At 71.7% G+C, this 26355-nt stretch carries 28 protein-coding genes and 1 pseudogene; 10 read left to right on the top strand and 19 right to left on the bottom strand.

The genetic code is table 11. The annotated features are described in order from the left end of the window. The first annotated feature begins 93 nt into the window (after positions 1–93). Positions 94–366 (top strand): hypothetical protein, encoded by a 273-nt coding sequence (locus tag QNA09_RS25230; RefSeq protein ID WP_308072141.1) that lies wholly within the window; start codon positions 94–96, stop codon positions 364–366. A 75-nt stretch (positions 367–441) separates the two neighbouring features. Here QNA09_RS25230 and QNA09_RS25225 read toward each other — a convergent pair whose 3' ends face one another. The 3 genes from QNA09_RS25225 to QNA09_RS25215 are packed head-to-tail and all read right to left on the bottom strand — an operon-like array spanning position 442 to position 2848. Next, positions 442–1860, bottom strand: coding sequence for a DUF2252 domain-containing protein (locus tag QNA09_RS25225; protein ID WP_010596002.1), 1419 nt, complete (start codon positions 1858–1860; stop codon positions 442–444). 13 nt (positions 1861–1873) lie between these two features. Then, positions 1874–2413 carry a potassium channel family protein gene (locus QNA09_RS25220; RefSeq protein ID WP_308072140.1) on the bottom strand — a complete coding sequence of 180 codons (540 nt, stop codon included), beginning with the start codon at positions 2411–2413 and terminating at the stop codon, positions 1874–1876. Between the two features lie 30 nt (positions 2414–2443). Further along, positions 2444–2848 (bottom strand): hypothetical protein, encoded by a 405-nt coding sequence (locus tag QNA09_RS25215; RefSeq protein ID WP_003939434.1) that lies wholly within the window; start codon positions 2846–2848, stop codon positions 2444–2446. 275 nt (positions 2849–3123) lie between these two features. On the opposite strand from QNA09_RS25215, the pseudogene QNA09_RS25210 reads away from it, so the two are divergent. Further along, positions 3124–3518: pseudogene (locus QNA09_RS25210) on the top strand (DUF1269 domain-containing protein). Positions 3519–3591: 73 nt separating this feature from the next. Here the strand turns inward: QNA09_RS25210 and QNA09_RS25205 are convergent. Beyond that, complete coding sequence (locus tag QNA09_RS25205; protein ID WP_010596001.1) at positions 3592–4353, bottom strand: crotonase/enoyl-CoA hydratase family protein; 762 nt, start codon at positions 4351–4353, stop codon at positions 3592–3594. A 521-nt stretch (positions 4354–4874) separates the two neighbouring features. Between QNA09_RS25205 and QNA09_RS25200 the strand changes: the two genes are divergently transcribed. The 4 genes from QNA09_RS25200 (at position 4875) to QNA09_RS25185 (ending at position 7639) form a co-directional block, all read left to right on the top strand. Continuing rightward, entirely contained in the window at positions 4875–5123 is a 249-nt protein-coding gene (locus QNA09_RS25200; RefSeq protein ID WP_017681556.1) for a WhiB family transcriptional regulator, read from the top strand. 112 nt (positions 5124–5235) lie between these two features. Further along, a complete protein-coding gene (locus tag QNA09_RS25195) occupies positions 5236–6093 on the top strand; it encodes a crotonase/enoyl-CoA hydratase family protein (RefSeq protein ID WP_193788770.1) in 858 nt (285 codons plus the stop codon). A gap of 69 nt (positions 6094–6162) precedes the next feature. Beyond that, on the top strand, positions 6163–6561 hold the full coding sequence (locus QNA09_RS25190) for a nuclear transport factor 2 family protein (RefSeq protein ID WP_203011343.1): 399 nt from the start codon (positions 6163–6165) through the stop codon (positions 6559–6561). Between the two features lie 100 nt (positions 6562–6661). Beyond that, positions 6662–7639 carry a nitronate monooxygenase family protein gene (locus QNA09_RS25185; protein ID WP_203011342.1) on the top strand — a complete coding sequence of 326 codons (978 nt, stop codon included), beginning with the start codon at positions 6662–6664 and terminating at the stop codon, positions 7637–7639. Here the strand turns inward: QNA09_RS25185 and QNA09_RS25180 are convergent. The 11 genes from QNA09_RS25180 to QNA09_RS25130 form a co-directional block, all read right to left on the bottom strand. Beyond that, positions 7532–8824 (bottom strand): MFS transporter, encoded by a 1293-nt coding sequence (locus QNA09_RS25180; RefSeq protein WP_203011341.1) that lies wholly within the window; start codon positions 8822–8824, stop codon positions 7532–7534. The genes QNA09_RS25185 and QNA09_RS25180 overlap by 108 nt on opposite strands. A 6-nt stretch (positions 8825–8830) precedes the next feature. Then, a complete protein-coding gene (locus QNA09_RS25175; protein WP_040271429.1) occupies positions 8831–9904 on the bottom strand; it encodes a SagB/ThcOx family dehydrogenase in 1074 nt (357 codons plus the stop codon). Next, entirely contained in the window at positions 9901–10959 is a 1059-nt protein-coding gene (locus QNA09_RS25170; RefSeq protein ID WP_010595994.1) for a RimK family alpha-L-glutamate ligase, read from the bottom strand. Before QNA09_RS25170 ends, QNA09_RS25175 begins: the two co-directional genes overlap by 4 nt. Positions 10960–11036: 77 nt before the next feature. Then, positions 11037–11195 (bottom strand): hypothetical protein, encoded by a 159-nt coding sequence (locus QNA09_RS25165; RefSeq protein WP_010595993.1) that lies wholly within the window; start codon positions 11193–11195, stop codon positions 11037–11039. A 134-nt stretch (positions 11196–11329) separates the two neighbouring features. Beyond that, positions 11330–11617 carry a putative quinol monooxygenase gene (locus tag QNA09_RS25160; RefSeq protein ID WP_010595992.1) on the bottom strand — a complete coding sequence of 96 codons (288 nt, stop codon included), beginning with the start codon at positions 11615–11617 and terminating at the stop codon, positions 11330–11332. A gap of 46 nt (positions 11618–11663) precedes the next feature. Beyond that, positions 11664–12422: an SDR family NAD(P)-dependent oxidoreductase gene (locus QNA09_RS25155; RefSeq protein WP_119699298.1), complete on the bottom strand. Its 759-nt coding sequence runs from the start codon at positions 12420–12422 to the stop codon at positions 11664–11666. Positions 12423–12450: 28 nt separating this feature from the next. Continuing rightward, a complete protein-coding gene (locus QNA09_RS25150; protein WP_203011340.1) occupies positions 12451–13608 on the bottom strand; it encodes an acyl-CoA dehydrogenase family protein in 1158 nt (385 codons plus the stop codon). A gap of 61 nt (positions 13609–13669) precedes the next feature. Then, positions 13670–14308 carry a TetR/AcrR family transcriptional regulator gene (locus tag QNA09_RS25145; protein ID WP_124258904.1) on the bottom strand — a complete coding sequence of 213 codons (639 nt, stop codon included), beginning with the start codon at positions 14306–14308 and terminating at the stop codon, positions 13670–13672. Between the two features lie 37 nt (positions 14309–14345). Then, on the bottom strand, positions 14346–15107 hold the full coding sequence (locus QNA09_RS25140; protein ID WP_010595988.1) for a 3-hydroxyacyl-CoA dehydrogenase: 762 nt from the start codon (positions 15105–15107) through the stop codon (positions 14346–14348). A 26-nt stretch (positions 15108–15133) separates the two neighbouring features. Continuing rightward, entirely contained in the window at positions 15134–16327 is a 1194-nt protein-coding gene (locus tag QNA09_RS25135; RefSeq protein ID WP_010595987.1) for a thiolase family protein, read from the bottom strand. A 78-nt stretch (positions 16328–16405) separates the two neighbouring features. Continuing rightward, positions 16406–17206, bottom strand: coding sequence for a crotonase/enoyl-CoA hydratase family protein (locus QNA09_RS25130; RefSeq protein WP_010595986.1), 801 nt, complete (start codon positions 17204–17206; stop codon positions 16406–16408). A gap of 188 nt (positions 17207–17394) precedes the next feature. Here QNA09_RS25130 and QNA09_RS25125 point away from each other — a divergent pair, with 188 nt between their 5' ends. Continuing rightward, entirely contained in the window at positions 17395–18363 is a 969-nt protein-coding gene (locus QNA09_RS25125) for an NADPH:quinone oxidoreductase family protein (RefSeq protein WP_119699297.1), read from the top strand. 31 nt (positions 18364–18394) lie between these two features. Continuing rightward, positions 18395–19177 carry an enoyl-CoA hydratase gene (locus QNA09_RS25120; RefSeq protein WP_017681564.1) on the top strand — a complete coding sequence of 261 codons (783 nt, stop codon included), beginning with the start codon at positions 18395–18397 and terminating at the stop codon, positions 19175–19177. A 9-nt stretch (positions 19178–19186) separates the two neighbouring features. On the opposite strand, the gene QNA09_RS25115 is transcribed toward QNA09_RS25120, so the two are convergent. The 4 genes from QNA09_RS25115 to QNA09_RS25100 form a co-directional block, all read right to left on the bottom strand. After that, positions 19187–19834, bottom strand: a complete 648-nt coding sequence (locus QNA09_RS25115) for a TetR/AcrR family transcriptional regulator (RefSeq protein WP_017681565.1) — start codon at positions 19832–19834, stop codon at positions 19187–19189. Positions 19835–19951: 117 nt separating this feature from the next. Continuing rightward, on the bottom strand, positions 19952–20614 hold the full coding sequence (locus tag QNA09_RS25110; RefSeq protein WP_059174809.1) for a histidine phosphatase family protein: 663 nt from the start codon (positions 20612–20614) through the stop codon (positions 19952–19954). Then, positions 20611–21525 (bottom strand): prephenate dehydratase, encoded by a 915-nt coding sequence (pheA, locus tag QNA09_RS25105; protein ID WP_119699296.1) that lies wholly within the window; start codon positions 21523–21525, stop codon positions 20611–20613. Before pheA ends, QNA09_RS25110 begins: the two co-directional genes overlap by 4 nt. 85 nt (positions 21526–21610) lie before the next feature. Beyond that, positions 21611–22285, bottom strand: a complete 675-nt coding sequence (locus QNA09_RS25100; protein WP_374121877.1) for a hypothetical protein — start codon at positions 22283–22285, stop codon at positions 21611–21613. A 106-nt stretch (positions 22286–22391) separates the two neighbouring features. Here QNA09_RS25100 and QNA09_RS25095 point away from each other — a divergent pair, with 106 nt between their 5' ends. Both QNA09_RS25095 and QNA09_RS25090 read left to right on the top strand, forming a co-directional pair. Next, a complete protein-coding gene (locus QNA09_RS25095; protein ID WP_203011338.1) occupies positions 22392–23177 on the top strand; it encodes a DUF2470 domain-containing protein in 786 nt (261 codons plus the stop codon). 65 nt (positions 23178–23242) lie between these two features. Next, complete coding sequence (locus QNA09_RS25090) at positions 23243–26278, top strand: kelch repeat-containing protein (RefSeq protein ID WP_203011337.1); 3036 nt, start codon at positions 23243–23245, stop codon at positions 26276–26278. The last annotated feature ends 77 nt before the right edge of the window (positions 26279–26355 follow it).

Genomic DNA, 26355 nt, shown 5'->3' with positions numbered 1-26355 from the left:
GAAGATCGGCGAGAAGACCGCAGAGACCGGCGCTGACCCGACGGCCGGAACACGGCCGGCTCGTCCGTAAGCCCGACAGTGGAAGGGACTGCCATGGCTGCCACGACGTCAGCGGTGTCGCCGCGCCGGCCCGCCCTCGAACGATTGCGTGAGGCCGAACACCTCGCCCTGGAACTGCCTGTCATGGGCCACATCAGCCTCCCGCCGCCCGAGCAGCTCGCATACCTCGCAGGCGTCGGCACCCTGGTGGCCCTCGAGCTCCTCGAGTGGCCGGTGGCGGTTGCCATCACCGCGGGCCACCTTCTGGCCGAGGCGCATCACCACCGCCTGCTCCAGGGAATCGGCGAGGCGTTGGAAGAAGCCTGAGCCCCAGCTCGGCGAGGCGGTCCGGCAGGCGTCCGGACAGCAACGCCGGGACGGGGCGGGCGGCGCTCCCTCGGATCAGAGACCGCGCTGAGCGGTGATCCGCCCCGCGGCGATCGCATCGACGAGCGCAGCGTGGTCCCGGACGTTCTGCTCGGCGTAGGCGACCGCGAAAGCCGCTATGGCGTCGTCGAATTCGGTTCCGGATCCGAGGTATGCGGCGATCGCGATGCGGTCGCCGGATCGGGCGTGCCCGTACGCCAGCACCCGTCCGCACAGCCGCCCGTACAGCGTCATGCCGGTGGGGGTCATCGCCTCGACGACCGCAGAGCCCTTGCCGTCCCGCAGCTGCCGCAGGTAGAAGTCGCGCCGGATCCCGTCCGGGCCGGGGCCCTGCTGCCAGCCGAGGAAGATGTCGCTGGCCGCCTGCATCAGCCGCTGGCCGTTGACCACCCGTTCGCCCTCGTTGGCGAACGTCGGTCCGTCCACGTAGTACGAGAGCACGGACCGTTGCGCCTCCTTGGCCTGCAGGAAGAGCGGGTCGTCGTCACCCGTGCCGCGCAACAGGAAGATCCACGCCCGGGTCCCGACGCTACCGACACCGACCACCTTGCGCGCCGCCTGCACGAACTCGAACTGCTCGAGCAATACCCGCCGATCCCACTGGAGGGTCGAGCGGTACTGGCGCAGGCGCTGGTGCAGGTCGGCGTAGAGTTCGTCCGCGTCCGCGTCGGGCAGCACCTCCTCGATGGGGACGATGAGCGGCGGGTTGCTGATGATCCGGCGCCGGCCGTCGACCACCTCGGTCAACTTGGCCAGCGCCTGGACGCTGTCCCGGTGCCGGGACTTCTCGAGAGTCTTGCGCAGGCGCTTCTTCATGGACGAGTCGAGTTCGTCGCGCAGCTCCGCGAGTTCCGCGCCGGCTTCGATGTGCGAATACCAGACCGCCAGATTCCCACGCTCCGCCTGCCGGGCGATCGTCTCGCGGTATTCGGCGGCACAGGCGCGGGCGATGCGCGCCTGCTGCTTGCTCGTGAATCCGTTGTCCTGCGCGGCGATCACGAGACTGGCGACGAGCCGCTTGACGTCCCACTCGAACGGCCCGGGATACGTCTCGTCGAAGTCGTTGATGTCGAAGGTCAGCTTGCGTTCCGGGGTGGCGAAGATACCGAAGTTGCTCAGGTGCGCGTCCCCGCACAGCTGAGTGAGGACGGTCGTGGTCGGCCCGCGGGACAGATCGTCGGCCATCACCAGGGCCGCACCGCGATAGAAGGAGAACGGAGTTTCTGCCATGCGGCCGTAGCGCACCGGAACCAGGTCCGGCACCCGGGACGTCGCCTGCTGCTCCAACAGGTCGAGCGGATCGGGACGACCGCTCGTATCGAACTCGGCGAGCGCGGAGAGCGGGATCCGGGCGCGTGCCGCCCGGCCGCGTTCCGCCCGCTCCTCCCTGGTGAGGTGTTCGACTGCTGTTGCGCTTCTCGAGGTCTCGGCCATCGGATTCTTCCTCTCACGTCTTCTTCTGCTGCTGGCGCCACTTCACGGCCGCGGTCAGGAACCGGATGCCGAGCGCGAGGAGGACGAGGTTGCCGACCATCTGCGCCGTGACGAGCGCCCGCGCGGCCTCGGTGGTCGCGACGATGTCGCCGAAGCCCACCGTCGCGAAGACGGTCATGCAGAAGTACAGCGCGTCGATCCGCGAGAGCGGCTCGTCGAACGCTTCCGGATAGTTGTAGGACAGGACGTGATACACCGTCGAGTACCCGACGAGGTAGACGGCGACCGACAGCAGCAGCGCCTCGATCGCCTGCACGGCCGGGTACGGGGACCGCAGCACCTGCCGGATCTGCCAGGCGCACACTGCGCACACCAGGAGGGTCCCGCCGATCAGCAACGCCAGGGTGGAGACATCGTCGATGTCCTCGAGCGGCAGCACGAAGTACGCGATCACCAGCAACACCGTGGTGAGCAGCGGCCGCAGCACCGCCAGCCAGAGCAGCCGTCGGCCTCCTACGTCGGGCAGGCCGGACGGGGCGTCACCGTCGGTCATCGGCGACGTCCCGGCCTGCCGGCGAAGCCGTCAGTAGGAGTCCCGACGCGGGTTCCACGTCGACACCGCCCAGATGACGACCACATCGAGCGCGATGATCAGTATCGACCACCACGGGTAGTAGGGCAGCCACATGAAGTTCGCAAGAATCGACAGTGCCGCAAGCACGATGGCCGCAACCCTCGCCCAGGTCGCGCCGGTGAAGAGGACAAGACCGACGAGCGTGATCACCGCACCGAGCACGATGTGGATCCATCCCCAGGTGGTGAAGTCGAACTTGTACGTGTACTCGATCCCGACGACGAACAACTCGTCCTCGGCTACGGCGGCGATCCCCTGGAAGATCTGGAGGATACCGATCGTGGTGAGGATGATCGCGGCGCCGATGGACGTACCGGCCGCCACACCCTGTTTGACACTCGTGTCCTGGGACATGCCAATCGCCTTCCCTTCGCTCCGGCCCGACGTACGGTATTGTGCGCGCGTCACCGGCCACCCCGCATTGAGTTGACGATCTTCGTGCGATCCCGACCGCATGGCTGCGCGGGAGGGATCCGAAAGGTCTTCGGTCACCACATCGACCGAAGGGCGAGTCGTCCGCGGCCGAGCGGAGAACAACGCCACTGCCGGTCGTGCGCTCCAGTCACCGCCTCGACACAGCCGGACACGGCCCGGCCACCCGTTCCCGGCACAGCGGAAAGAGGAATCCCATCAGCGATGCCGACATCCTGGGTCCTGTCGACGATCTCGTCGTCGAGTTACCGCAGACCGACGGCTCGGCCCTGCCGCTGCCGGACGGCCTCGTCGCGCGCGGGATCATCGCGGTGCCGGACCTCGCCTTCGTCCGCAAGGACACCGACGCCTCCCTGGGCGGGATCGACGTCTCCGAGATCGGCTCGAGGACGACATCGACGTGATCCTCTTCGCCGGGGCGGCCACCTGCATGCTCGACGACACCGACCTCGGTGAGACCGGTGCGGCCCTCGGGTGCTCGGCGGCGATCGTCGTCTACGAGAACACCAGGGCCGCACCCTTCGCGGCCACCGTGCGCCCCAACGGCACCCGACTCGTCGCCTCACTCGAGGTGCTCGAAGACCAGACCTGAAGTGCCAGGGAGCACTGACCGAGCTCGAGGCCGAGAACTCGGTCCTCGGCTCGTAGCGGTTTCCAGGAGTTCTCTACTCCGCGCGCCATACCGGCGCGCGCTTCTCGGCGAACGCGCGGGCGCCTTCCTGCGCGTCCGCGGAGGCGAACACGGGCTCGACGAGCGCCCGCTGCGACGCGAACGCCTCCGCATCGGTGTACTGCACCGCCGAGGACATGATCTGCTTGGACGCCCGGACGGCGAGCGGCCCGTTGCCGCTGATGCGGGCGGCGAGCGCCCGCGCCCCGTCCAGCGCCGCACCCGGCTCGGTGAGGGTGTTGACCAGACCGTGCGCGTGCGCCACCTCGGCGGTGAGCGGGTCGCCGGTCAGCACGATCTCCATGGCGAGCTGGTACGGCAGCACCTTGGGCAGGCGCAGCAGGCCGCCGGCTGCCGCGACGAGTCCGCGCTTGACCTCGGGCAGCCCGAATTTAGCGCCCCGGGCAGCGACGACGAGGTCCGCCGAGAGCGCGAGTTCGCATCCGCCGGCGAGAGCCCAGCCCTCGACCGCGGCGATCAGCGGCTTCGTCGGCGGACGCTCGGTGAGCCCGGCGAATCCCCGGCCGGGCAGCGACGGCCGCTCGCCCCGGGTGAACGCCTTGAGGTCCATGCCGGCGCAGAAGGTGCCGCCGGCGCCGGTGACGATCCCGACGACCAGGTCCGGCCGCGCCTCGAACTCGTCGACGGCGGCAGCGAGCGCCTTGGCGACCTCGAGATCGACGGCATTGCGCGCCTCGGGCCGGTTGATGGTCATGACGGCGATGCCGTCGCCGAACTCGGTCAGTACAGCGCTCACGTGGCGTCTCCTCGTCGCGGGGGTTCCGGCCGCACCCGCGGCGCCGCCGGAGCGTCCCGTCGAGTCGATCACCGGACCGGCGCCCGGGACAAAGTCCGAACGGGAGATCGACCCATAGCCGAAACCTATGTAGCGGAACCCGGGCCGTGAGGTACCCGTCACTGTTCTCGCACCGAGGGGAAGAACCCGGGCGGCGGGGGGCGTTGGACTCGACCGATCGACGACGACCACGACATGGAAGGAGACACGCGATGCGCACAGCGCCACCGGCTGCCCCGCCGGAACGACCGGCGCCGCAGCCGATGCGACATCCCGTCGCGTGCGTCCTTCCCCCAGCGGGACCCCGGCAGGCGGGTTCGCCGACGACGCGACCCGGCACCTGCTGACCGCCGCCTCCGCATCCATCCGTTCCTCGACACCGTTCTGCGCCACAACGCGTTTCGTTCTGCCACGACTTCATGCCGGGGCACTGCGCCGCCCCGACCGAACCCGCATTCCATCCTCGGAAGGAGGACCTGCCCGTGACTACGATGCTCACCGACCTGCTCGCCCCGTCGGACACCACGCCGGACTGGGACCTGGCCGCGTGCCGCGGCGACGCGACGCCGGACGCCTGGTTCCCGGACCCGTCGGAGTCGTTCGACTACGCCCGCCGGGTGTGCGCCCGCTGCCCGCTCGTCGCCGCATGCGCCGCCTACGCCGGCGAGACCCGGCAGTCCGGCATCTGGGGCGGCAAGGAGTTCCGCCGCGGCCGCGTGACCCGCGGATAGCCCCTGCACGTCACGCCTGCGCCCCCGTCACCGACTCGCGACGGGGGCGCCGCGCTTTGCGCGCGACCGGGACACCTACCGATCGCTCAGTAAACCTGTCATGCTGACCGACGTGGAACACATCGCCCTGTCCGTCGCCGACGGCATCGCCACCATCACCCTCGACCGCCCCGACCAGCTCAACGCCTTCACCACCACGATGGAGCACGAGCTGATCGAGGCCTACGACCGCTGCGACGCCGACGATTCCGTACGCGCCGTCGTGATCACCGGCGCCGGACGCGCCTTCTGCGCCGGTGCAGATCTCTCCGCGGGCGCCGACACATTCGCGCAGCGGCTCGACGAACCGGGTGCCGACGACGTCCGGCGCGACGGCGGTGGTCGCGTCGTCCTGCGCATGTTCGAGTGCCGCAAGCCGATCATCGCGGCGATCAACGGCCCGGCCGTCGGCGTCGGCATCACCATGACGCTCGCGGCGGACTTCCGCCTCGCTGCCGACGACGCCCGCATCGGCTTCGTCTTCAACCGCCGCGGCCTCGTCCCCGAGTCGTGCTCCACCTGGTTCCTGCCCCGCCTGGTTCCATTGCAGACCGCCCTGGACTGGGTGTACTCGGGACGGATCTTCGACGCGACCGAGGCCCACGCGGCCGGGCTCGTCTACGCGCTCCATCCCGCAGCCGATCTGCTCGATCGGGCCCGTGCGCTGGCCCGCAGCCTCACCGAACACTCGGCGCCGGTCTCGGTGGCGTTGTCACGGCAGATGATGTGGCGCACGCTCGGCGCGGAGCACCCGATGATCGCGCACCGCATCGAGACTCGCGGCATCAACATCCGCGGCACGGGCCCCGACGCCCGGGAAGGCATCTCGTCCTTCCTCGAGAAGCGCCCCGCGTCGTTCCCGGACCGGGTGTCGAGCGATCTGCCCGACCTGTTCGGCGACGACCTGCCGACGCCGCCGTTCCATCCCTGAACGGTCACCATTGACTGTTTAGGTCGGAGGCCCCTACGCTCGGGGGCGACGAACCGAGAGGGGATCCGCATGCCGACCCACGTCCGACCCGACGTCGTCGAACGCTGGCACCACATCGTCGAGCACGGTGACGAGGCAGCCCTGGACGATCTGATCGCCGACGACGCCGTCTTCTACTCCCCCGCGGTGTTCACGCAACAGGAGGGCAAAGCCCTGACTCTCGCCTACCTGCGGGCCGCGCTCGCCGTGTTCACCGGGCGGGACTTCCGGTACGTCGGCGAGTGGTACTCCGCCGGGTCGGCGGTGCTCGAGTTCACCGCCGACCTCGACGGCATCCACGTCGACGGCATCGACATGATGCACTGGAACGACGCCGGGCAGATCACCTCGTTCAAGGTGATGATCCGGCCGGTCAAGGGCCTGCACGCCCTGATGCCGCTCATGGCCGCCCAGCTCGGGCAATCGTAAGGCCGCACCGTACGACCGCACCGCCTGCAAGACCGCACCGTCTCAAAAAGCACCGCCTCCGAAAAAGCACCGTAAGACCGCACAGCACAAGGAGTTCCGCATGGCCCTGCCCCCGATCCTGCAAGACCGGCTGCGCCTGCCCGTGGTGGCGTCGCCGATGTTCATCGTCTCCGGCCCGGACCTGGTGATCGCCCAGTGCACCTCCGGCGTCGTCGGCTCGTTCCCCTCTCTCAACGCCCGTCCCCAGGCGATGCTGCGCGAGTGGCTCACCCGCATCACCGAGGCCCTGGCCAAGCACGACGCCAACCACCCCGAGGCGCCGTCCGCGCCCTATGCGGTCAACCTCATCGTGCACCGCTCCAACGACCGCCTCGAGGAAGACCTCGCCACCATCGTCGAATTCGAGGTCCCGGTCGTCATCACCTCCCTCGGCGCCCGCACCGACGTCAACGACGCCATCCACTCCTACGGCGGCATCGTCCTGCACGACGTCATCAACAACACCTTCGCGCGCAAGGCGATCGACAAGGGCGCCGACGGGCTCATCGCCGTCGCCGCCGGCGCCGGCGGGCACGCCGGCGCCCAGTCCCCGTTCGCGCTGGTCCAGGAGATCCGCGAGTGGTTCGACGGCCCGCTGCTGCTGTCGGGCTCGATCGCGCACGGCCGCTCGATCCTCGCCGCGCAGGCCGCCGGCGCCGATCTCGCCTACGTCGGGTCGGCGTTCATTGCCACCGAAGAGGCCAACGCCGACGACCGCTACAAGGACATGATCGTCGACTCGACCGCCGCGGACATCGTCTACTCGAACCTGTTCACCGGCGTGCACGGCAACTACCTGCGGGGCAGCATCGAAGCCGCGGGTCTCGACCCGAACAACCTCGCCGTGTCGGATCCGTCGGCCATGGACTTCGGCACCGGGGAGACCTCCGGAACCGGAGCGAAGGCGAAGGCCTGGCGCGACATCTGGGGTTCAGGACAGGGCATCGGCGCGGTCGACGCCGTCGTACCCGCTGCCGAACTCGTCGACCGGCTCGCCACCGAGTACCGCGCGGCGCGCGAGCGGCTCGCCGGCCTGTAGGCGCACCGTCCGGCTGACGGCGGCCGCCACGGCCACCCCACCGAGGAGGGCGGCGAGCATCCACGCGGTGCTCGCCGCGCCGAGGGCCGTCGTCAGCACGCCCACCGTCAGCGGCGCGAACATCGCCGGCAGCGACGTGACCAGGCCGGTGGCCGCGCCGACCCGGCCCCGCACCGCGTCGGGTACCAGTTCGGCACAGCGAGCGGTCACCACCACCGACCACGACGGGGTCACCGCCAGCAGGGCCGCGTAACCGGCGGCGGCGACGAACGGCGACCCCGTGGCCGCCGCGAGGACCGCCAGAACCCCGAGGGCCGCCGAGAGCACGAGCAGACGGTGCGCCGGGATCCGGCGCCGGAGCCGCGGCACCGCCAGGGCTCCGAGCATGCCCCCGCCGTACGCGCCGGCGAGCACGATCCCCACCGTCGAGGACGGCGCACCGCTGCCGGCCAGGAGCACGACCACCACCAGCCCACAGCCGTTGACCACGAACTCGGCGACGGCCGTCAGCGCCGCGGTGGTACGGACGAACCGGTGGGATGCGAACCACCGCAACCCTTCCCGGATCGACGCCCACGGCCGCTCCGCGACCGGGCCGGGGCCGCGAGGCGCCTGCAGCGGGGTGCGGACCCGGGCCGCGGCGGCCCCCGCCACCACGAACGACACGGCATGTCCCGCGAAGGGCAGCGCGGCGCCGAGGCCGTAGAGGGTGGCCGCGAGCGGCGGTCCGGCCACGCCCGTCGCATACCCCCGTGCCTCGAAAAGCCCGTACGCCGTGCCGATCTGCTCGCGTTCGACCACCTGCGGCACCGCCGCGTCCTCGGCGAGGCCGCGCACCGCCCACCCCGCCCCGAGCACCGACACGGCGGCGAGGACGGGCACCGGGTCGAACGCGCCGCGCCACGCGCAGAACGCCAGCACCGCGGCGGCGGTGGCCGAGCAGGCGTCGACGGTGAGCATGACGCGGCGGCGATCGAAGCGGTCGACGATCCAGCCGGCGGGCACCGTGGCGGCCGTGAAGGCACCCATCGTCACGGTGGAGACCAGACCGACCGTCGCGGCCGACCCGCTGACCGCGAGCACCCACAGCATGATCGCGACGCCGTAGCCGCGGCTGCCGAGCTGCGCGACCGCCTGCCCGGCGCACAGCCGCGCGAAGTCGGGATTGCGGAGCGCACCGGACACCGGACTTCACCCGAGTCCGGCGGCAGGGTGCCCGAGCGCCGTGACCGCCAGGACCGGTTCGGCGGTGGGGTCGCAGCCGAGCAGGTCTTCGAGCTCGCGGTCGCGCATCGCCGTCGCCGTCACCGCACCGAGTCCGAGCGCGGTGGCGGTGAGCAGGACGGTCTGACTGACGTGGCCGAGCTCGACGAGGATGTCGCGGTAGGCGCGCGAATGTTCGTACCGCCACCGGGTCCGGGCCGGTACCGCCGTGTAGATGAGCAGCGCCGGGCAGTCCGACAGCCACGGCTGCTCGCCGAGCGCCGCGTCCAGCACGGACCGGGGCACGCTCTGCCCGATCCGTTCCAGCCCACCGCGCATCGGCGCGTAGTGGAAGAACCCCGGCTCGAGTCCGTCGACGCGGTTCGCGTAGAGATACAGCTCGAGGGGGGTGCGGGCACCGGCGGACGGGCTGGTCTTCAGCAGCACCTGCCCGACCTGCGGATGGTCGATCACCGTGACGGGCCCCGCCGCGACGCGCGCGACGGTGCCCACGGCGTCGAGAGACACGGGATCTGCGGTGAACTGCCGGACCGAACGGCGCTCGAACAGGGCCTCGACGAGGCCCGGACGCTGCCATCCCGACGAGTCCGGCCGATCGCCGGGTACGGGAATCATCGGGTGCTGCGGATAGGACTTGGCGGCTGCGGGCGCCGGCTGCTCGCTCGCTTTGGCAGCCGACCGCAGTTCGTCGTCGACTACGTCCGCGAACCGGACGTCCGAGCCGGTGCGGGCCGCGAAATGCAGGTAACGGGCCGACGGGCCCCACGTGCCCCATTCGACGAGCATCTGCTCCTGCTCGGCGTGCTCGGCCGAACCCTCGGCGACGAGCACCTGCGCCTCGAGCAGCCGGTGAGCGATTCCGAGGGGTAACTCCCCCAGCTCGGAGATGCTGTCGAGTTCGCGCCACGACGCGAACCAGCGCAGGACCCGCTCGCTGTCGGGGGTGAGGGCGAACTGCCGGTGGTGCAGGTAGTCGTCCCACACCAACGTGCCGTTGCGCCAGAACAGCACCGCGTACTCGGCGACGGCGACACGGGTCATCGGTTCTCTCCTCGGTGTGCGGGGACGGCGGCGGCGATCAGAGCGCGCACCGCGTTCGTGGTGTCGGAGTCACCGGCGCCGTGTTCGGCCCAGCGCCAGTCGAATTCGGGATTGACCTCGAGGAACACCGGGCCGGTGGGCGTGTCGAGCAGGTCGACGGCGGCGAGGTCGAGCCGGAACCGGTCGAGGAGCCCCCGCACCGCTTCGTCGATGCCGGACGGAATGGCACAGCGCCGCACGGTGATCGACTCCGGCCGGGTCCACAACGACTCCGGGGTGGGCCGCGTGACGGCGTACCCGATCAGGGTTCCGCCGACGGCGTGGATGCGCAGCTCCCGGTCGGCCGCCACGTACTCCTGCACGAGCACGGGTGCACCCGTGTCCTGTCGACCGTCGAGTGCCGTGCGGGGGACGCGCTGTGGGTAGATGCCGCGCAGACGGCCGGGCCGTGGTTCGACGCAGTGCCGGCCGAGGCTCTTGACCAGCAGGTCGCCGTCGCCCGGGAGGGCCCGGGCCGCGACGTCGAGCCGTGTCGTCACGAGGGTCGCGGGGACGCGCAGCCCGGCCGCGCGCGCGGCAGCGAGCTGGGTGAGCCGATCGGGGGTTCCGGGCCGCGCGGCGGGATTGAGCGTGCGCACCCCTTCGTGCGCTGCCAGGGCGGTGACGAACGCCTGCCACTGGTCCCGCACGTGCAGTGTCACGTCGGGTGCGGTGTGCCCGCTGTGCAGGGCGTCCACGTCGAAGTACCGCGACCAGCACACCCGGGGCCGGAACGTCCGGCCGTCACGGACGAGCAGGCCGTCGAGCGGGTCCCACTGCACGTCGGTGCCGGCGCAGCGGTCGCTGTCCAGACGCACCAGCGCGGTGCCGCGCGCGGCGAGCCACAGTGACAGAGCGTCGACCTCGCGGTCGGCGGCCCGGGTGAGGACGAGGACGCACGGCGCGGGATCCGGCGCCGTGGGATGTCCGACGCGGGCCTGGAAGTCCAGGGATTCGGCCGAGGCCGTCGTGACGTGGGGGTGCGGGCGCAGCAGCAGCGGCAGCGCAGCGGTCATGGGGGTTCCTCCGGTGGCGGTCGAGGGGACGGGACGGCCGGAGCACCGTGGTACTCCGGCCGTTGCACGTCCGTCGATCAGCCGCCGTGACACCCCTTGCAGCCGGGCCGGGTCATGGCTTCGACGTAGTCGCTCGCATACGCGGCGAAGGTGGCGTCCTCGATCGCCGCGACGCTGCGCAGCGCCGCTTCGTCATCGAGGGTGAGCAGGGTCCGGGCCATCTCTTCGACGTTCATGGCGTCCGCCTTTCCTGGGGGTTCCGCCGTCCCCGGGACCGGGTGGGCGGGCGTCGATCCGACATACCGATCGTCGACCACGGCGTCACCCGTGCCCAGGCACCCCAGGGCGGAATCTGCCCACCCCCTGCCGGTCAGACCTCGTCGAAGTAGGTCAGCTTCGGCGCGCCGGCGAGCAGCGGGCCGAGCTCGGTGATGGCGCCGGGCCCGGCCCGGAACTCGCGGTAGGCGGCGTCGTGCTGTTCGGACTCCCACTTCTCCACGACGACCCAGTGCGCCTCGTTCGACCGGTCGGCGAGCACCTCGATGCCGAGGCACCCGTCGAACGCGCGGGTCTCCTTCAGAACCCGGTCCATCAGTGCGCGGCCCTCCCCGAGCGTCTCGGGCTTGAACTCGAGCTCCAGGAATGCGGTCAGTGCCATAGTTCCTCCTCGTGGACGATTCTTGCTGGACAACATTTCCGGCGGCTCAGAAGATCGAGTATCCGCCGTCGATCAGGGTGGACGATCCGGTCTGGAACGCGGAAGCGTCACTCGCAAGGTACACGGCGATGCCGGCGAAGTCCTCGGGAGTTCCCCACCGGCCCAACGGTACTCGCGAGATCACGTGGGACTCGAACGTCTCCGAGTCCTGCAGCGGCCCGGTCATGTCGGTGGCGATCCAGCCGGGCAGCACGCTGTTGACGCGGATGCGGTGCCGGGCGAGTTCCACCGCGCAGCCGTTGGCCAGCGCCAGGACCCCGGCCTTGGTGGCGGCGTACGCCTGATTGCGTCCGGCGCCCTGGATCGCACCCAGGCTCGACGTGACGATCATCGATCCGCCGGTGCCCCGGCCGACGAGCACCCCGGCCGTCTCCCGCAGGGTGAAGTACGCGCCGTCGAGGTTGGCCGCCATCACCTTCCGGTAGTCCTCGGTGCTCGAGTCGACGAACCGCGCGAGCGGCACCCCGATTCCGGCGTTGACCACGACGACGTCCAGCCCGCCGAGTTCCTCGACCGTCGCGGCGACACCGTCGCGGACGGCCGCTTCGTCGGACACGTCCACCGATCGGGTGAGCACGCGGACCCCGGTCGCCTCGAGGTCGGCCGCCGCCTTCGCGAGCCGGTCGGTGCCGCGGCCCCACAGCGCGACGTCGGCGCCCGCGGCGGCGAGTCCCCGCGCCATGCCCAGGCCGATGCCGGCCGAGCCGCCGGTGACCAGTGCCCGCTTCCCGGACAGATCGAACATCGTGTCGCTCCTTCGAAGGTGGCGTGGATCAGGCGTATTCGGCGGCGATGTCCCGGCCGATGATCTCCTTCATGATCTCGGTGGTGCCACCGTAGATGGTCTGGATGCGGGTGTCGACGTAGGCGCGCCCGATGGGGTACTCCATCATGTACCCGTAGCCGCCGTGCAACTGCACGCACCGGTCCACGACGCGCTTCTGCAGCTCGGTGGCCCACCACTTGGCTTTGGCGGCGTCGACGGCGGTCAGCTCCCCGGCGTTCAGTGCGAGCACGCACCGGTCGACGTGCGAACCGGTCACCTCGATCTCGGTGAGCATCTCGGCGAGGGCGAAGCGGGTGTTCTGCAGGTCGCCGATCGGCTTGCCGAATGCCGTGCGTTCGAACACGTAGTCCTTGGTCCACCCGTACGCCGCCCGGGCCGCGGCGACGGCACCGACGGCGATGGAGATACGTTCGAGGGGAAGGTGTTCCATGAGGTGGACGAATCCCTGACCCTCGGTCCCGAGCACGTTGCCCGCCGGCACCCGTACGGCGTCGAAGGACAGCTCGGCGGTGTCCTGGCCGGCCAGGCCCACCTTGTGCAGTTTGCGGCCGCGGGTAAAGCCCGGCATGTCGCGTTCGACGACGAGCAGGGAGAAGCCGCGGGCGCCGGCCTTCGGGTCGGTGCGGGCGACGGCGATCACCAGGTCGGAATGGATTCCGTTGGTGATGAACGTCTTCTGCCCGGTCAGGATCCAGTCGTCGCCGTCGCGCACCGCGGTGGTCTTGATCCCCTGCAGGTCGGACCCGGTGCCGGGCTCGGTCATGGCGATGGCCCCGATGAGTTCGCCGGCGGCCATGCCGGGGAGCCAGCGGCGCTTCTGCTCCTCGGTGCCGAGGTCGGCGATGTAGGGGACGGCGATGTCGTCCTGCAGGCTCATGCCGGAGCCGAAGGAGGTGGTGCCGGTGCGGGCGATCTCCTCGGCGACGACGCAGCGGAACCGGTAGTCGGTCACGCCGGACCCGCCGTACTCCTCGGGGACGCCGAGGCCGACGACGCCCGCCTTGCCCGCGGCGATCCAGGCGGAGCGGTCGATCAGCCGCTCGTCCTCCCAGCGTTCGTAGTTCGGTTCGACCTCGCGGGCGAGGAACTCGCGTACCGTCTCCCGGTACGCGTCGTGGTCGGCGTCGAAGAAGTGGCGCTTCATGAATGTCCCTGTCTCGGTGTGCACGGTCTCGGTGTGCAGGGCGGGCGGTGCGGCCCGGCAGTCACCCTGTGCGCGCCGCCGCGGACGGGCACCCCACGATGCGCAGCGCGATGACGGTGTAGCGTGCGGCGACCTGGTCAGGGGTCAGGGGCCCGCCGATCCGATACCAGCGGGCGATGGACTGGCACATGCCGAGCAGGGCCCGCACCGCCTCGGCGATGTCGTCGACGACGAACACGCCGCGTTCGACGCCCTCGCCGACGAGATCGAGGGCGATCAACTCGACACGCTTGCGGGTTGCGGCGTAGTGGCGGCGATTCTGCGGCGACACGTGGCGCAATTCGGAGTCGAGGGCGGACTGCCGGGATCGGTAGGTCGAGTTCAGCACGATCGCCTCGACGAAGTGGGTGAAGCGCCGCACGGGGTCGTCGCCGCCCGCGGCGACGGCCGCGAGGGCGCGCTCGGTGAGATCACGTACGGCGGTGTGGAGGAGCGCGACGAGGACGGCTTCCTTGTTCTCGTGGTGGTAGTACAGCGCGGGTACCGTCACCCCGACCCGGCGGGCCAGATCCCGGACGCTGGTGCCGTGGAAACCGTTCTCGCCGAAGGCGTCCAGGGCATGCTCGAGGATGGGGTCGAGCTGCAGCGCCTCGAACTCCCGCCAGTTCGCCAACCGGCGGAGTTCGGGCTGGGCAGTCATCGACCCCGTCCTCTCACATGTTGCTCGTGTGCGACGATCAGCGCGGGGCCATGCGGATGGCACCGTCGAGGCGGATGACCTCGCCGTTGAGCATGGGGTTGGAGACGATGTGCGCGGCCAGGGCGCCGTACTCGGACGGGTCGCCGAGGCGGGCCGGATGCGGGACCTGCTGACCGAGGGACTTCTGTGCCTCCTCCGGCAGCGACCCGAGCAGCGGGGTCTTGAACAGGCCCGGCGCGATGGTGACGACGCGGATGAGCAGCGACGCGAGGTCGCGGGCGATCGGCAGGGTCATGCCGACGACACCGCCCTTGGACGCGGAGTAGGCGGCCTGCCCGATCTGACCGTCGAACGCGGCGACGGAGGCGGTGTTGATGATGACGCCGCGCTCGCCGTCGACGGGCTCGGTCTTCGCGATGCGCTCGGCGGCCAAGCGGATGACGTTGAACGTGCCGAAGAGGTTGACGTCGACGACCTTCTTGAACGCGTCGAGCGGGAAAGCGCCCTTCTTGCTCACGGTCTTGACGGCGTTGCCGATGCCGGCGCAGTTGACCGCGACCCGCAGCGGGCCGAGCGATTCGGCCAGGTCGAGGGCCTCGGTGACGGCGGCCTCGTCGGTGACGTCGGCGGCGGCGAAGCGGACGCGGTCGCCGAGTTCCTTGGCGATGGTCTCGCCGTTGGAGGACGGCAGGTCGATGATGACGACCTGGGCGCCGTCGGCGAGCAGGGCCTCGACGGTCGCGAGGCCGAGGCCGGAGGCGCCCCCGGTGACGACGGCGACGCTGTCGTTGACGATCATGTTCTTCCCTTCGGTTCTGTTGTGTCTCAGAGGCGTTCGATGACGGTGGCGTTGGCCATGCCGGCACCCTCGCACATGGTCTGCAGGCCGTAGCGGCCGCCGGTGGCCTCGAGATGGTTCACCAGTGTGGTCAGCAGGCGGGTGCCGGACGAGCCGAGGGCGTGGCCGAGGGCGATGGCGCCGCCGCGCGGGTTGAGCTTGGCCGGGTCGGCGCCGAACTCGTGTGCCCACATCAGCGGCACCGGGGCGAACGCCTCGTTGACCTCGTAGGCGTCGATGTCGTCGATGCTGAGCCCGGACTTGGCGAGGATCTTGCGGGTGGCCGGGATGGGCGCGGTAAGCATGAACAGCGGGTCGTCGCCGGCGACGGCGAACGAGTGGAACCGGGCCCGCGGCGTCAGGCCCAGCTTGGCCGCGGCCTCCTCGCTCATGATCAGCGCCGCGGAGGCACCGTCGGACAGCGGCGACGAGTTGCCCGGCGTGATGTGCCACTGCGCCTCGGGGAAGCGCTGGGCGTACGCCTCGGTGTAGAACGACGGCTTCAGCCCGGCCAGGCCTTCGACGGTGGTCGCGGCGCGCACCGTCTCGTCGACGGTGTGCCGGACCTGCGCACCGGCGGCATCGGTGACCGTGATCGGGACGATCTCCTTGTCGAAGAAGCCGGCGGCGATCGCCTCGGCGGCCCGCTGGTGCGACTGCGCCGAGAACGTGTCGAGCGCCTCGCGGTCGAACTTCCATTTCGCGGCGATCAGTTCGGCGGAGATGCCCTGATTGACCAGGCCCTCGGGGTAGCGGGCGGCGATGCCCGGGCCGGAGGCGTCCTGGCCCATCGACGAGGTGCCCATCGGCACGCGGCTCATCGACTCGACACCGCACGCGATGACGATGTCGTAGGCGCCGGCGATGACGCCCTGCGCGGCGAAGTGCGCGGCCTGCTGGCTCGAGCCGCACTGGCGGTCGATGGTGGTGGCCGGCACCGACTCGGGGAAGCCGGCCGACAGCAGGGCGGTGCGGGAGATGTTGAGGGCCTGCTCGCCGGCCTGATTGACGCAGCCGCCGATGACGTCGTCGACCAGCGCCGGGTCGAGGTCGTTGCGCGCGGTGATCTCCCGCAGGACGTGGGCGAGCAGTTCGACGGGGTGGGTGCCGGACAGGGCGCCGCCGGGCTTGCCCTTGCCGACCGCGGTGCGGACCACGTCGACGATGACAGCGTTGGTCATGAGGAATTCCTTTCGAGGGGTTGGAGCGGCCCGGGTGTCCCGGAGGGATCGACGAGACCCCGGGCCGAGATCAGAGGGTCAGCGACCCGTCCAGACCGGCTGCCGCTTCTGCGCGAACGCGGTCGGGCCTTCCTTGGCGTCCTCGCTGGTGAAGACCGTCCGCAGCGCGGCGTCGTTGGCCTCCCACACCCCCGGCTCCCAGTCGTCGCCGTGCGCGGTGCGGTGGATCATCGCCTTCGATTCGCGCACCGACAGCGGCGCGTTCGCGGCGATCGTCTCGGCGAGGCCCAGCGCCACCTCGAGCGCGGTTCCCGCGGGGGCGACCCGGTTGACCAGGCCCAGTTCCCTGCCCTGGGCGGCGGAGATCGGCTCGCCGGTCAGCGCGATCTCGAGGGCGATCTTGCGCGGGATCTGCTGCTGCAGGCGGATGACCCCGCCCGCGGCGGCGAACAGGCCCCGCTTGACCTCGGGCAGGCCGAGTTCGGCGTCCTCGTCGACGACCGCGAGGTCGGACGCGAGCACCAGCTCGGTGCCGCCGCCGAGGGCGAACCCGTTGACCGCGGCGATGGTCGGCTTGCTGATCCAGTGCTGGGCGTACCCGGCGAAGCCCCATTCGGGATGTCCCTCGGCGGCGAGACTCTCGCCGGTGGCGAGGGCCTTGAGGTCGGCGCCCGCGCAGAACGCGCGGCCGGCGCCGGTGAGGACCACCACGCGCACCTCCTCGTCGGCCTCGGCCTGCTCGAGCAGCGTGCCGACCGCCGTAGAGAGCGCCGCGTTCACGGCGTTGAGCGCCCGTGGGCGGTTGAGCGTGATGACGGCGACGTTGCCGCGGCGCTCGTACAGCGCGGCAGCTTCGGTGACGGTGGACTCCTCGGCCATGGGGCTCCTGTCGGAAACGGTCAGGTCTACTTATCGATCGCTAAATCACTATCACGGACCGATCGATCGGTCAATGGTCTCGTCTAGCTAGCGTCCGATCAGGACGTTCTGGTATGGATGAGCGGTACGCGATCACCGGGCCGCGGAGCACCGAAACCCGCTCGGCCACAAGGACGGCAGGAGAGCCCATGCAGGCCGTGCAGTTGATCGACAGAACCGGACCCGAGGGCGTGCGGCTCGTGGACGTGCCCGAACCCGACCCGCACGGCAGCGTCCTCGTCGATCTCCACGCCGCCGGAGTCTCGTTCCCGGACCTGTTGCAGACCACCGCCGGCTACCAGGTCGTGCGCCCCCTGCCATGCGTGCTCGGCGTCGAAGGGGCCGGCGTCGTGCGCTCCGCACCGGCGGACAGCGGCCTGACACCGGGACAGCGGGTCGCCGTGCTCGCCGCCGCCGGCGCGTGGCAGCAGACCGTCGCGGTGTCCCCGGAATCGGTGTTCCCGCTTCCCGATTCGGTGTCCCTGACCGCCGGCGCCGGGTTCCTCATGAACTACCTCACCGTCCACTTCGCGCTCGACGAACGCGCCCGGTACCGCGCCGGCGACACGGTGCTCGTGCACGGCGCCGCGGGCGGTGTCGGCGTCGCCGCCCTGCACGTCGCGGCCGCCCTCGGCCTCGAGACCGTCGCGGTGGTGAGCACCGCGGAGAAGGCGGCGGTCGCGAAGGCCAACCGCGCCACCCACACCGTCCTCGCGGACGGCTTCAAGGACCGGGTCCTCGAGCTCACCGGCGGCCGCGGGGTCGACATCGTCCTCGACCCCGTCGGCGGAGACCGGTTCACCGACAGCCTGCGTAGCCTGGCACCGAACGGACGCCTGGTGGTCCTCGGCTTCACGGGCGGCGAGATCCCCACCGTCAAGGTCAACCGCCTGCTGCTCAACAACATCTCGGTCCTCGGCGCCGGATGGGGCGAGTACGTGCGCACCTTCCCCGGCTACACCGCCCGCCAATGGGCGCAGCTCGAACCGCTGCTGCGCTCCGGGGCCCTGCAGGTCCCCGAGCCCACCGTCCACCCCATGACGCATGCCGCCGAGGCGCTGCGGTCGCTCGCCGACCGGACCGCGACCGGCAAGGTCGCCCTGAACCTGCGCCCCTGATCGTCCCGAGCACCCGACCCCCGGAGGACCCATGACCATCGACCCGATCGGTCTCGACGTGACCGTCGACGACGGCATCCTGCGTATCACCCTCGACCGGCCCGCCCGGATGAACGCCGTCACCGCCGCCACCCTCGAGGCCGTCGCCGACGCCTTCGAGAAGCACGCCGGCGACGACGCCGTGCGCGTCGCGGTCCTCACCGGTACCGGCCGCGCGTTCTGCACCGGTGCCGACCTCGCCGGCAAGGACCTGTCCGCGCCGCCGTCGGCCGAGACCATCGACGCTGCCAACCGCACCGTCGCCGCGATCCGCGCTTTCCCGCGGCCGGTCGTCGGCGCCGTCAACGGTCCCGCTGCCGGTGTCGGTGTGTCCCTCGCACTGGGCTGCGATCTCACCGTCGCGGCGGAGTCGGCCTACCTGTTGCTCGCCTTCACCCGCATCGGCCTCATGCCCGACGGCGGCGCGACGGCACTCGTCGCCGCGTCGATCGGTCGGGCCCGAGCGCTGAAGATGGCGCTGCTCGCCGAACGGCTGCCCGCGAGCGAGGCCCTCGCGGCCGGCCTGATCGCCGAGGTGTACCCCGACGACGGTTTCGCCGCCGCCGTCGACGCGCTCGCCGCCCGGCTCGCCGCCGGCCCCGTCGAGGCCTTCCGCTCCACCAAGGACGCGATCAACGACGCGACCCTCGGCGAGCTCGACAACGCGTTCGGCCGCGAACGAGCCGGCCAGCTCGAGCTGCTGGCGTCCGCGGACTTCCACGAGGGCGTGAGCGCCTTCCAGGAGAAGCGGACGGCGGTGTTCGGGCGGAGCTGAGCCGGCCCGTCAGGCCGTCGAGGCGGGGGTGGCGCCGACCGTCTTGAGGGCGATCGCGACGTACTTGCGCGCCACCTCTTCCGGAGTCAGGGAGCCCTCGCGGTGATACCACCGCGGGATGGACTGGCACATGCCCAGCAGCGCGCGGGTGGTCTCGGCCGGGTCCTCGACGTCGAACACCCCGCGCCGGGTCCCGTCCTCGACGATCTCGAGGACGAGCTTCTCGATCTCCTTGCGCACCGCGCGGTAACGCTGCCGGTTCTCGGGACTGAGGTAGCGCACCTCGCCCTCGAGCGCGGCGAGTCGGGGACGGTTCGTCATGCGCAGCACGATCGCCTCGACGGCATTGGCGAGCCGCTGCACCGGGTCGTCGCCGCCGTCGGCGTCCGCGGCGTAGGCGCGCGCCATCACGTCACTCGTCGAGAGCTCGAGCAGCGCGATGAGCAGGCCTTCCTTGTTCTCGTGGTGGTAGTACAGGGCGGGCACGGTGACGCCCACCCGGCGGGCGATCTCCCGCACGGAGGTGCCGTGGAACCCGGTCTCGTAGAACGCATCGAGCGCCGCGGAGAGGATGGGAGTCAGCTCCATCGGCTCGAGACGTCGCCAGTCCGGCCCAGCGACACCGTCCGCGACGGTGCCGTCGGTGGAAGTTCCCATGTGCCGTACCCAACCTATCGATCGCTACGTTCGGACGGCTCGAGGATACCCGTGCGCCGGCAGCACCCGGGACGCCTCCGCGTCCGGGCGCTTCCAGGGCGGACGGTGGGGGCGAACTCAGCCCATCGGATCGTCGGCGCCGGCGCGCCCGGTGTCGTGGAACGGCCCCTGGAAGGTGCCCCAGCGGACGCACTCCCAGCCGCCACCCGGCAGCGGGACCAGCTCGACGCTCTCGGTGTTGGCGAGGTGGTTGCTGGTCGCGAAGCTGCCCGGCACCCGGCCGAGGTGGGCGGCGACGAGGCGGATCGCGGCACCGTGGCTGACCACCACGACGTCCCCCGATCCGCTGTCGAGATAGTCGGCCCGCACCGACTCGACCACCGGCAGGTAGCGGTCCAGGACGTCCATGCCCGATTCACCGCCCGGCACCCGGTCGCGCAGGTCGCCGGTGTGCCAGGACTCGTACACCTTCATGAACAGCGTGTGGGATTCCTCGTCGCTGCGGTCCTCGAGCTCCCCGACCTGCACCTCGTGCAGGCCTTCGCGGACGACGGTGGGCACCCGCGCGGCGAGTTCGACGTGCTCGGCGGTCTGCCGGGCGCGCAGGGCCTGCGAGGCGAACAATGCCGTCGGCGGCTGCTGCGCGAACCCCCGCCCGAGGGTGCGGGCCTGCGCGACGCCGAGCTCGGTCAGTTCGGCGCCCGGCAGTTTGGTGTCGAGGCGACGCGCGACGTTCGCCACCGTCTGTCCGTGCCGCACCAGGATCAATCGGCCGCTCAACGCTCTTCCTCCCCGCGCCGCAGCCGTTGCAGCCACCGCGCATCCTCTTCGTCCGACACCGGGGCCACACCGTGCTGGGACACCGCCGCCCAGGAGCCGAGGAACCGCACCTGCGCGAAGCGGTGCAGCGCCTTGAGCGCCTCGGCGACGAGCGCGTCGTCGATGTGGCCGACACAGTCCAAGTGAAAGAAGTAGGTCCCGTATTCCTGACGGGTGGGACGGGACTCGATCCGGGTGAGGTCGATGCCGCGGGTGGCGAACTCGGTCATGGCCCGCACGAGGGAGCCCGGCTCGTTGGGCAGCTGCAGGATCACCGAGGTGCGGTCGACGCCGGTGCGGGCCGGGGTGGCGGCGGGCCGGGTGGCCAGCACGAAGCGGGTGCGGGCGCCGGAGTGATCGGCGACGCTGTCGGCGAGGACCTGCAGGCCGAGTCGCTGCCCGGCCAGCGCGGTGGACACGCCCGCGTCGGCCTTGCCGGCCGCGACGTCCTCGGCGGCCCCGGCGTTGGACGAGGCGGTCACCACCTCGGCCTGCGGCATGTGGTCGGCGATCCACTGGCGCACCTGTGCGGCGGCCACCGGATAGGCGTGCACGGTGCGGGCCTCGCCGAGCGTGACGCCGGGCCGGGCCACGACGGTGAAGGCCACGTCCAGCTCGGTCTCGGCCACGATCTGCAGGCGCGGGCCCACCGCGAGGGCATCCATCGTGGGGGGCACGGAACCCTCCACCGAGCTCTCGATCGGCACCACGGCAGCGTCGACCGCGCCGTCGCGCACGAGTTGCAGCGCCGCGGGCGGGCTGGCGGCCGACACCCGCTCGACCGGACCGTCGAAGGTTCCGGCATCCTCGAACCGGGCGAGGGCCATCTCCGTGAAGGTTCCGGTGGGACCGAAGTAGGCGATGCGTGGCACGCCTAGAAGGGTACGCACCGAATTCGTCCGGACCCTGTCGTCACGGCAAACGTCGTCCCGGCAAACGTCGTCCCGGCAAACGGAATCATCGCGGCGGCAGGCCGAGGCCGGCGAGGTCCCGCGCGACGGCCGGCGGGTCGTCGACCTCGACGGCGAGCAGGATCTCGCGCACCGCGGCCGCGGCCTCGGGGATCAGCCGGGTCAGCCGGGCGGGGTCGGGTGCGGCGAGCGCGGCGCGCACATCGTCGCCGCGCAGGGCGGCGACGGTGGCGGCGAGCAGGGCGAGCACCTCGCCGGCGTCGCGGGCGCGCGCGGCGAAGCCGGTGCCGGCGTGGGCGAGGACGGACAGGAAGTCGGCGACCTCCCCCGCCTCGCGCCCGGGGGGCAGGCCGGGGCTGTGCCCGGCACCGACGAGCGCGCGGGCCGTCTCGGGCAGGTCACCGGCGTCGACGTAGACGGTCAGGGGGGCGGGGACGGCGATCGCGAGCGCCACGTCGAGCTCTTCCGCGGGGCAGTCGAGCTGGTAGCGGACCGGGACCGGGTGCAGGCCGGACAGGCGTTCGGGTGCGACGTCGAGTTCACCGACGATCCGCAGCGTGGCGGCGCTCCCGGCGAAGGCCTCGGTCAGCGCGGACACCGGCACGACGGGGTCGCCGATCGCGGTGTGGGCGGGGGCGGCGAGTGCGTCGGCGAGGGTCGGGTGCCGGCGGGTGAGCAGGGCGGTGAGCAGGCCGCGGGGCTCCTCGCGGGACGGCGGCATTCCGAGCGTGAGCGGGATGGGCACCTCCTCAGGTTAGTCGCCGGGAGGTTGCGACCCCGGTCACCATGACTTAGGTTTGCCTCACCTACTAATCGAGGAGGATCCGATGCCGGCCACCACCGCCCTTCCCGCACCCTCGACCGCCGAGACCGTCCGCACCGCCATCGTCCGTGCCGGCTCCGCCGTGCTCGCCACCGGCTCTGCCGTACTCGCTACCGACGGAGCCGCGCCCGTGACCACGGTGCTGCACCACCTGCACAGCGACGGCGACCTGCTCGTCGTCGTCCCCGACGACTGTGCCGCCGTCGCGCTGACCTGGCAACGGGGCGCCGCGGGTCTGCACGCCGTGCTCGAGCTGACCGACCATTCGCCGCTGCGCCTGCGCAACCCCGTCCGCTCGCTCATCTGGCTCCGCGGCACCGCACACACCGTCGCCGAGCCCCGGCGGCTCGCCGCCGACATCGCCGCGACCCTCCCGCACCCCGCGCTGCTCGACGTCGGGCACCGCGCCGAACTGCTGCGTCTGCGGCTCACATCCGTCGTCGCCGCCGACACCACCGGCGCCGAGGCCGTCGAGGTCGCCGACGTCCTCGCCGCCGCCCCGGACCCGTTCGCCGCCGTCGAGTCCGCCTGGCTCGAGCACCTCGAGCAGGACCACGGCGACCTCGTCCACCGCATCGCCCGGCACATTCCCGCCGCCGAGCGGCGTGGCCGCATCCGGCCCCTCGGCCTGGACCGCTACGGCCTGCGCCTGCGGCTCGAGTCCGGTCACGGCGACCACGACGTGCGGATTCCGTTCCCCGAACCCGCCGACGACGCCGAGTCCCTCGGCCGCGCCCTGCGCCGCCTCGTCGGCTGCCCCTTCGCCAACGGGCTGCGCGCCAGGCACTGATCTTCCCGCCCGCTTCGGCGGTATCCTCGAGTCAGCAGTGCGTCGCATGTCGAAAGCCGCGAATCATGGCCGATTTCGATCCGGAAGCCACCCGTCCCGCCGGGCAGGGGATCGCGGCCGAACTCGCCGCGGCGGGATTCGACGATGCCCTCGTCGTCGGCCGAGGCGGCTTCGGTGTGGTCTATCGGTGCCGGCAACGCTCCCTCGGACGCACCGTCGCGATCAAGGTGCTCTCCTCCGACCTCGACGCCGAGAACCGCGAACGGTTCCTGCGCGAGGGCTTCGCGATGGGCGGACTGTCCGGCCACCCGAACATCGTCAACATCCTCCAGGTGGGCGTCACCTCCACCGGCAGGCCCTACATCGTGATGCCGTACCACCCCAACGACTCGCTCGCGGTGCGGGTCCGCCGCGACGGTCCGATGCCGTGGTGGGACGTCGTGCGCGTCGGGGTCAAGCTCGCCGGCGCCCTCGAGACCGCCCACCGCGCCGGCACCCTGCACCGCGACGTCAAGCCCGCCAACATCCTCGTCACCGAGTACGGCGAGCCACAGCTCACCGACTTCGGTATCGCCCGCATCGCCGGCGGTTTCGAAACCGCCACCGGCGCCTTCACCGGATCGCTCGCGTTCACCGCCCCCGAGGTGCTCGAGGGCAAACCCCCCACCCCCGCCTCGGACATCTACGGCCTCGGCGCCGCCATGTTCGCCCTCATCACCGGCCGCGCCGCGTTCGAGCGACGCACGGGCGAGGAGATCATCGCCCAGTTCCTGCGCATCACCAGCCAGCCCATCCCGGATCTGCGCCCCCACGGCATCCCCGACGACGTGTGCACCGCCATCGAGCACGCCATGTCGGTGGATCCGGCCCGCCGGCCCGCCACGGCCGCCGACTTCGGCCGCGAGTTGCAGCAGGTCCAGGCCCGGCACGGCCGTCACGTCGACGACATGGCCCTGCCGGGCGAGTCGCGGTTCCACGACCAGCCGACGGGCCGGCACCCTCTCGTCGGACCTGTCACAGCCGGGCCCGGCAGCACCGGCCCCGGCGGTACCGGGCCCGGCACAGCCGCGCCTGCCACGGTCACCGCGGTCTCCCCGGGGTCCGCCCCACCCCGACCGAACGGCCCACCACCGTCGTCCGGCCCCCCACCGCGGTCCGGGCCCCCGTCGTCCGGTCCGCCGCGTCCGGGCGAGTCACCCGCGCGACGAACCGCGCGGCTGCCGGTGCTGCTCGCCGTGCTCGCCGTCGCGCTGCTCGCCGTCGCGGCCACGGCCGTCTTCGTGGCGACCCGGCAGGCCGGCGACGCCGGGACCGCCGCGGCGGGCGAGACCACCGAGGTCGCCCCGACCGCCGGTTGGCGACCGCTGCGGGACGCGCCCACCGCCCGCCAGCAGACCGCCGCCACCGTCGCCGACGGCACCGTGTGGGTGTTCGGCGGCCTGGACGACTCCGGCTCCTCCCCCGCTCACGAGGGCTACGACCCGGCCATCGACACCTGGAAGGCCGGACCGGACCTGCCGATCCCGCTCAACCACGCGATGGCCGTCACGTGGGACGGCGTGCCCGTCGTCCTCGGCGGCTGGATCCCGGACGGACCCGACCTCACCGCCACCGCGTCGAACCGGGTCTTCGCCGTCCGCAACGGCGAATGGGTGGAGATGCCGCCGATGCCCCGCGCCCGTGCCGCCGGGGCCGCCGTCACCATCGGGGACCGGATCTACGTGTTCGGCGGCCAGGCCGACGACACCCTGATCCGTCCCACCGACGTGTTCGACGGCACCGCCTGGAGCACAGTCGCCGACATCCCCACGCCACGCGAGCACCTCGCGGCCGCGACCGACGGCACCTACGCCTACGCGCTCGGCGGCCGGGACCTGGCCGCCGACAAGAACGTCGCCACCGTCGAACGCTTCGACCCCACCACTGGATCGTGGACCGCCCTGCCCGACATGCCCACCCCGCGCGGCGGGCTCGGCGCCACCTACATCGACGGCCGCATCGTCGCCGCCGGCGGCGAGGAACCCACCCGCGTCCTCGCCGACGTCGAAGCGTTCGACCTGACCACCGGCACCTGGTCCGAGCTACCGGACCTGCGGACGCCGCGGCACGGGCTGGCCCTCGGCGCGGTCGGCGACACCGTCTACGCCATCGACGGCGCCACCGAACCCACCCACGCCGAGTCGACCTCCGTCACCGAGGCGCTGCAGATCCCGCCGCGCCGCGTCCAGCCCGGCCCGGCGTGGCGGCAGCTGCGTGACGCCCCGACCGCCCGCCAGCAGACCGCGGCCGCCGTCGCCGACGGCACCGTGTGGGTTCTCGGCGGTCTCGACAACAACGGGTCCACGGCCCGGGTCGAGGGCTACGACCCGGCGATCGACACGTGGAAGGTGGGACCCGATCTCCCTCTTCCGCTCAACCACGCGATGGCCGTCGAGTATGCGGACGAACTGGTGGTGCTCGGTGGATGGGTGCCGGAGGGCGCCGATCTCACCGCGCGGCCGTCCGATCGGGTGTTCGCGCTGCGCGGCGGCGAGTGGGCCGAACTGCCCGCCATGCCGCAGGCCCGTGCCGCCGGGGCCGCCGTCACCATCGGGGACCGGATCTACGTGTTCGGCGGCCAGGCCGACGACACCCTCCTCACCACCACCGACGTGTACGACGGCAGCAGCTGGAGCACCGTCGCCGACCTGCCCACCCCACGCGAGCACCTCGCGGCCACCACCGACGGCACCTACGCCTACGCGGTGGGCGGCCGGGACCTGGCCGCCGACAAGAACGTCGCCACCGTCGAACGGTACGACCCCGGCACCGACACCTGGACCGCGCTACCCGACATGCCCACCCCGCGCGGCGGGCTCGGCGTCACCCATCTCGACGGCCGCATCGTCGCCGCCGGGGGCGAGGAACCCACCCGCGTCCTCGCCGACGTCGAAGCGTTCGACCTGATCACCGGCACCTGGTCCGAGCTGCCACCGTTGGGCGTCGCCCGGCACGGTCTCGTCGTCGCGACCGTCGGCACCACCGTCTACGCCGTCGACGGTGCGCAGCGGCCCACCCACGCCCAGTCCACCGCGCTCGCGGAGGCACTCGACTTCTGGTGACAGGCCGCTCCGCGGCCCGTGTGCCTTTTGGGCTGCCCCAGCCGCCCGAAAGACACACCGCCTGTACCGCTCCGTGC

The sequence above is a fragment of the Rhodococcus sp. AH-ZY2 genome (assembly GCF_030916465.1).
GTDB classification, from domain to species: domain Bacteria; phylum Actinomycetota; class Actinomycetes; order Mycobacteriales; family Mycobacteriaceae; genus Rhodococcus; species Rhodococcus ruber.
The sequence above is the reverse complement of the archived record's forward strand: the minus strand, read 5'-3'. Positions and strand labels throughout refer to the sequence as shown.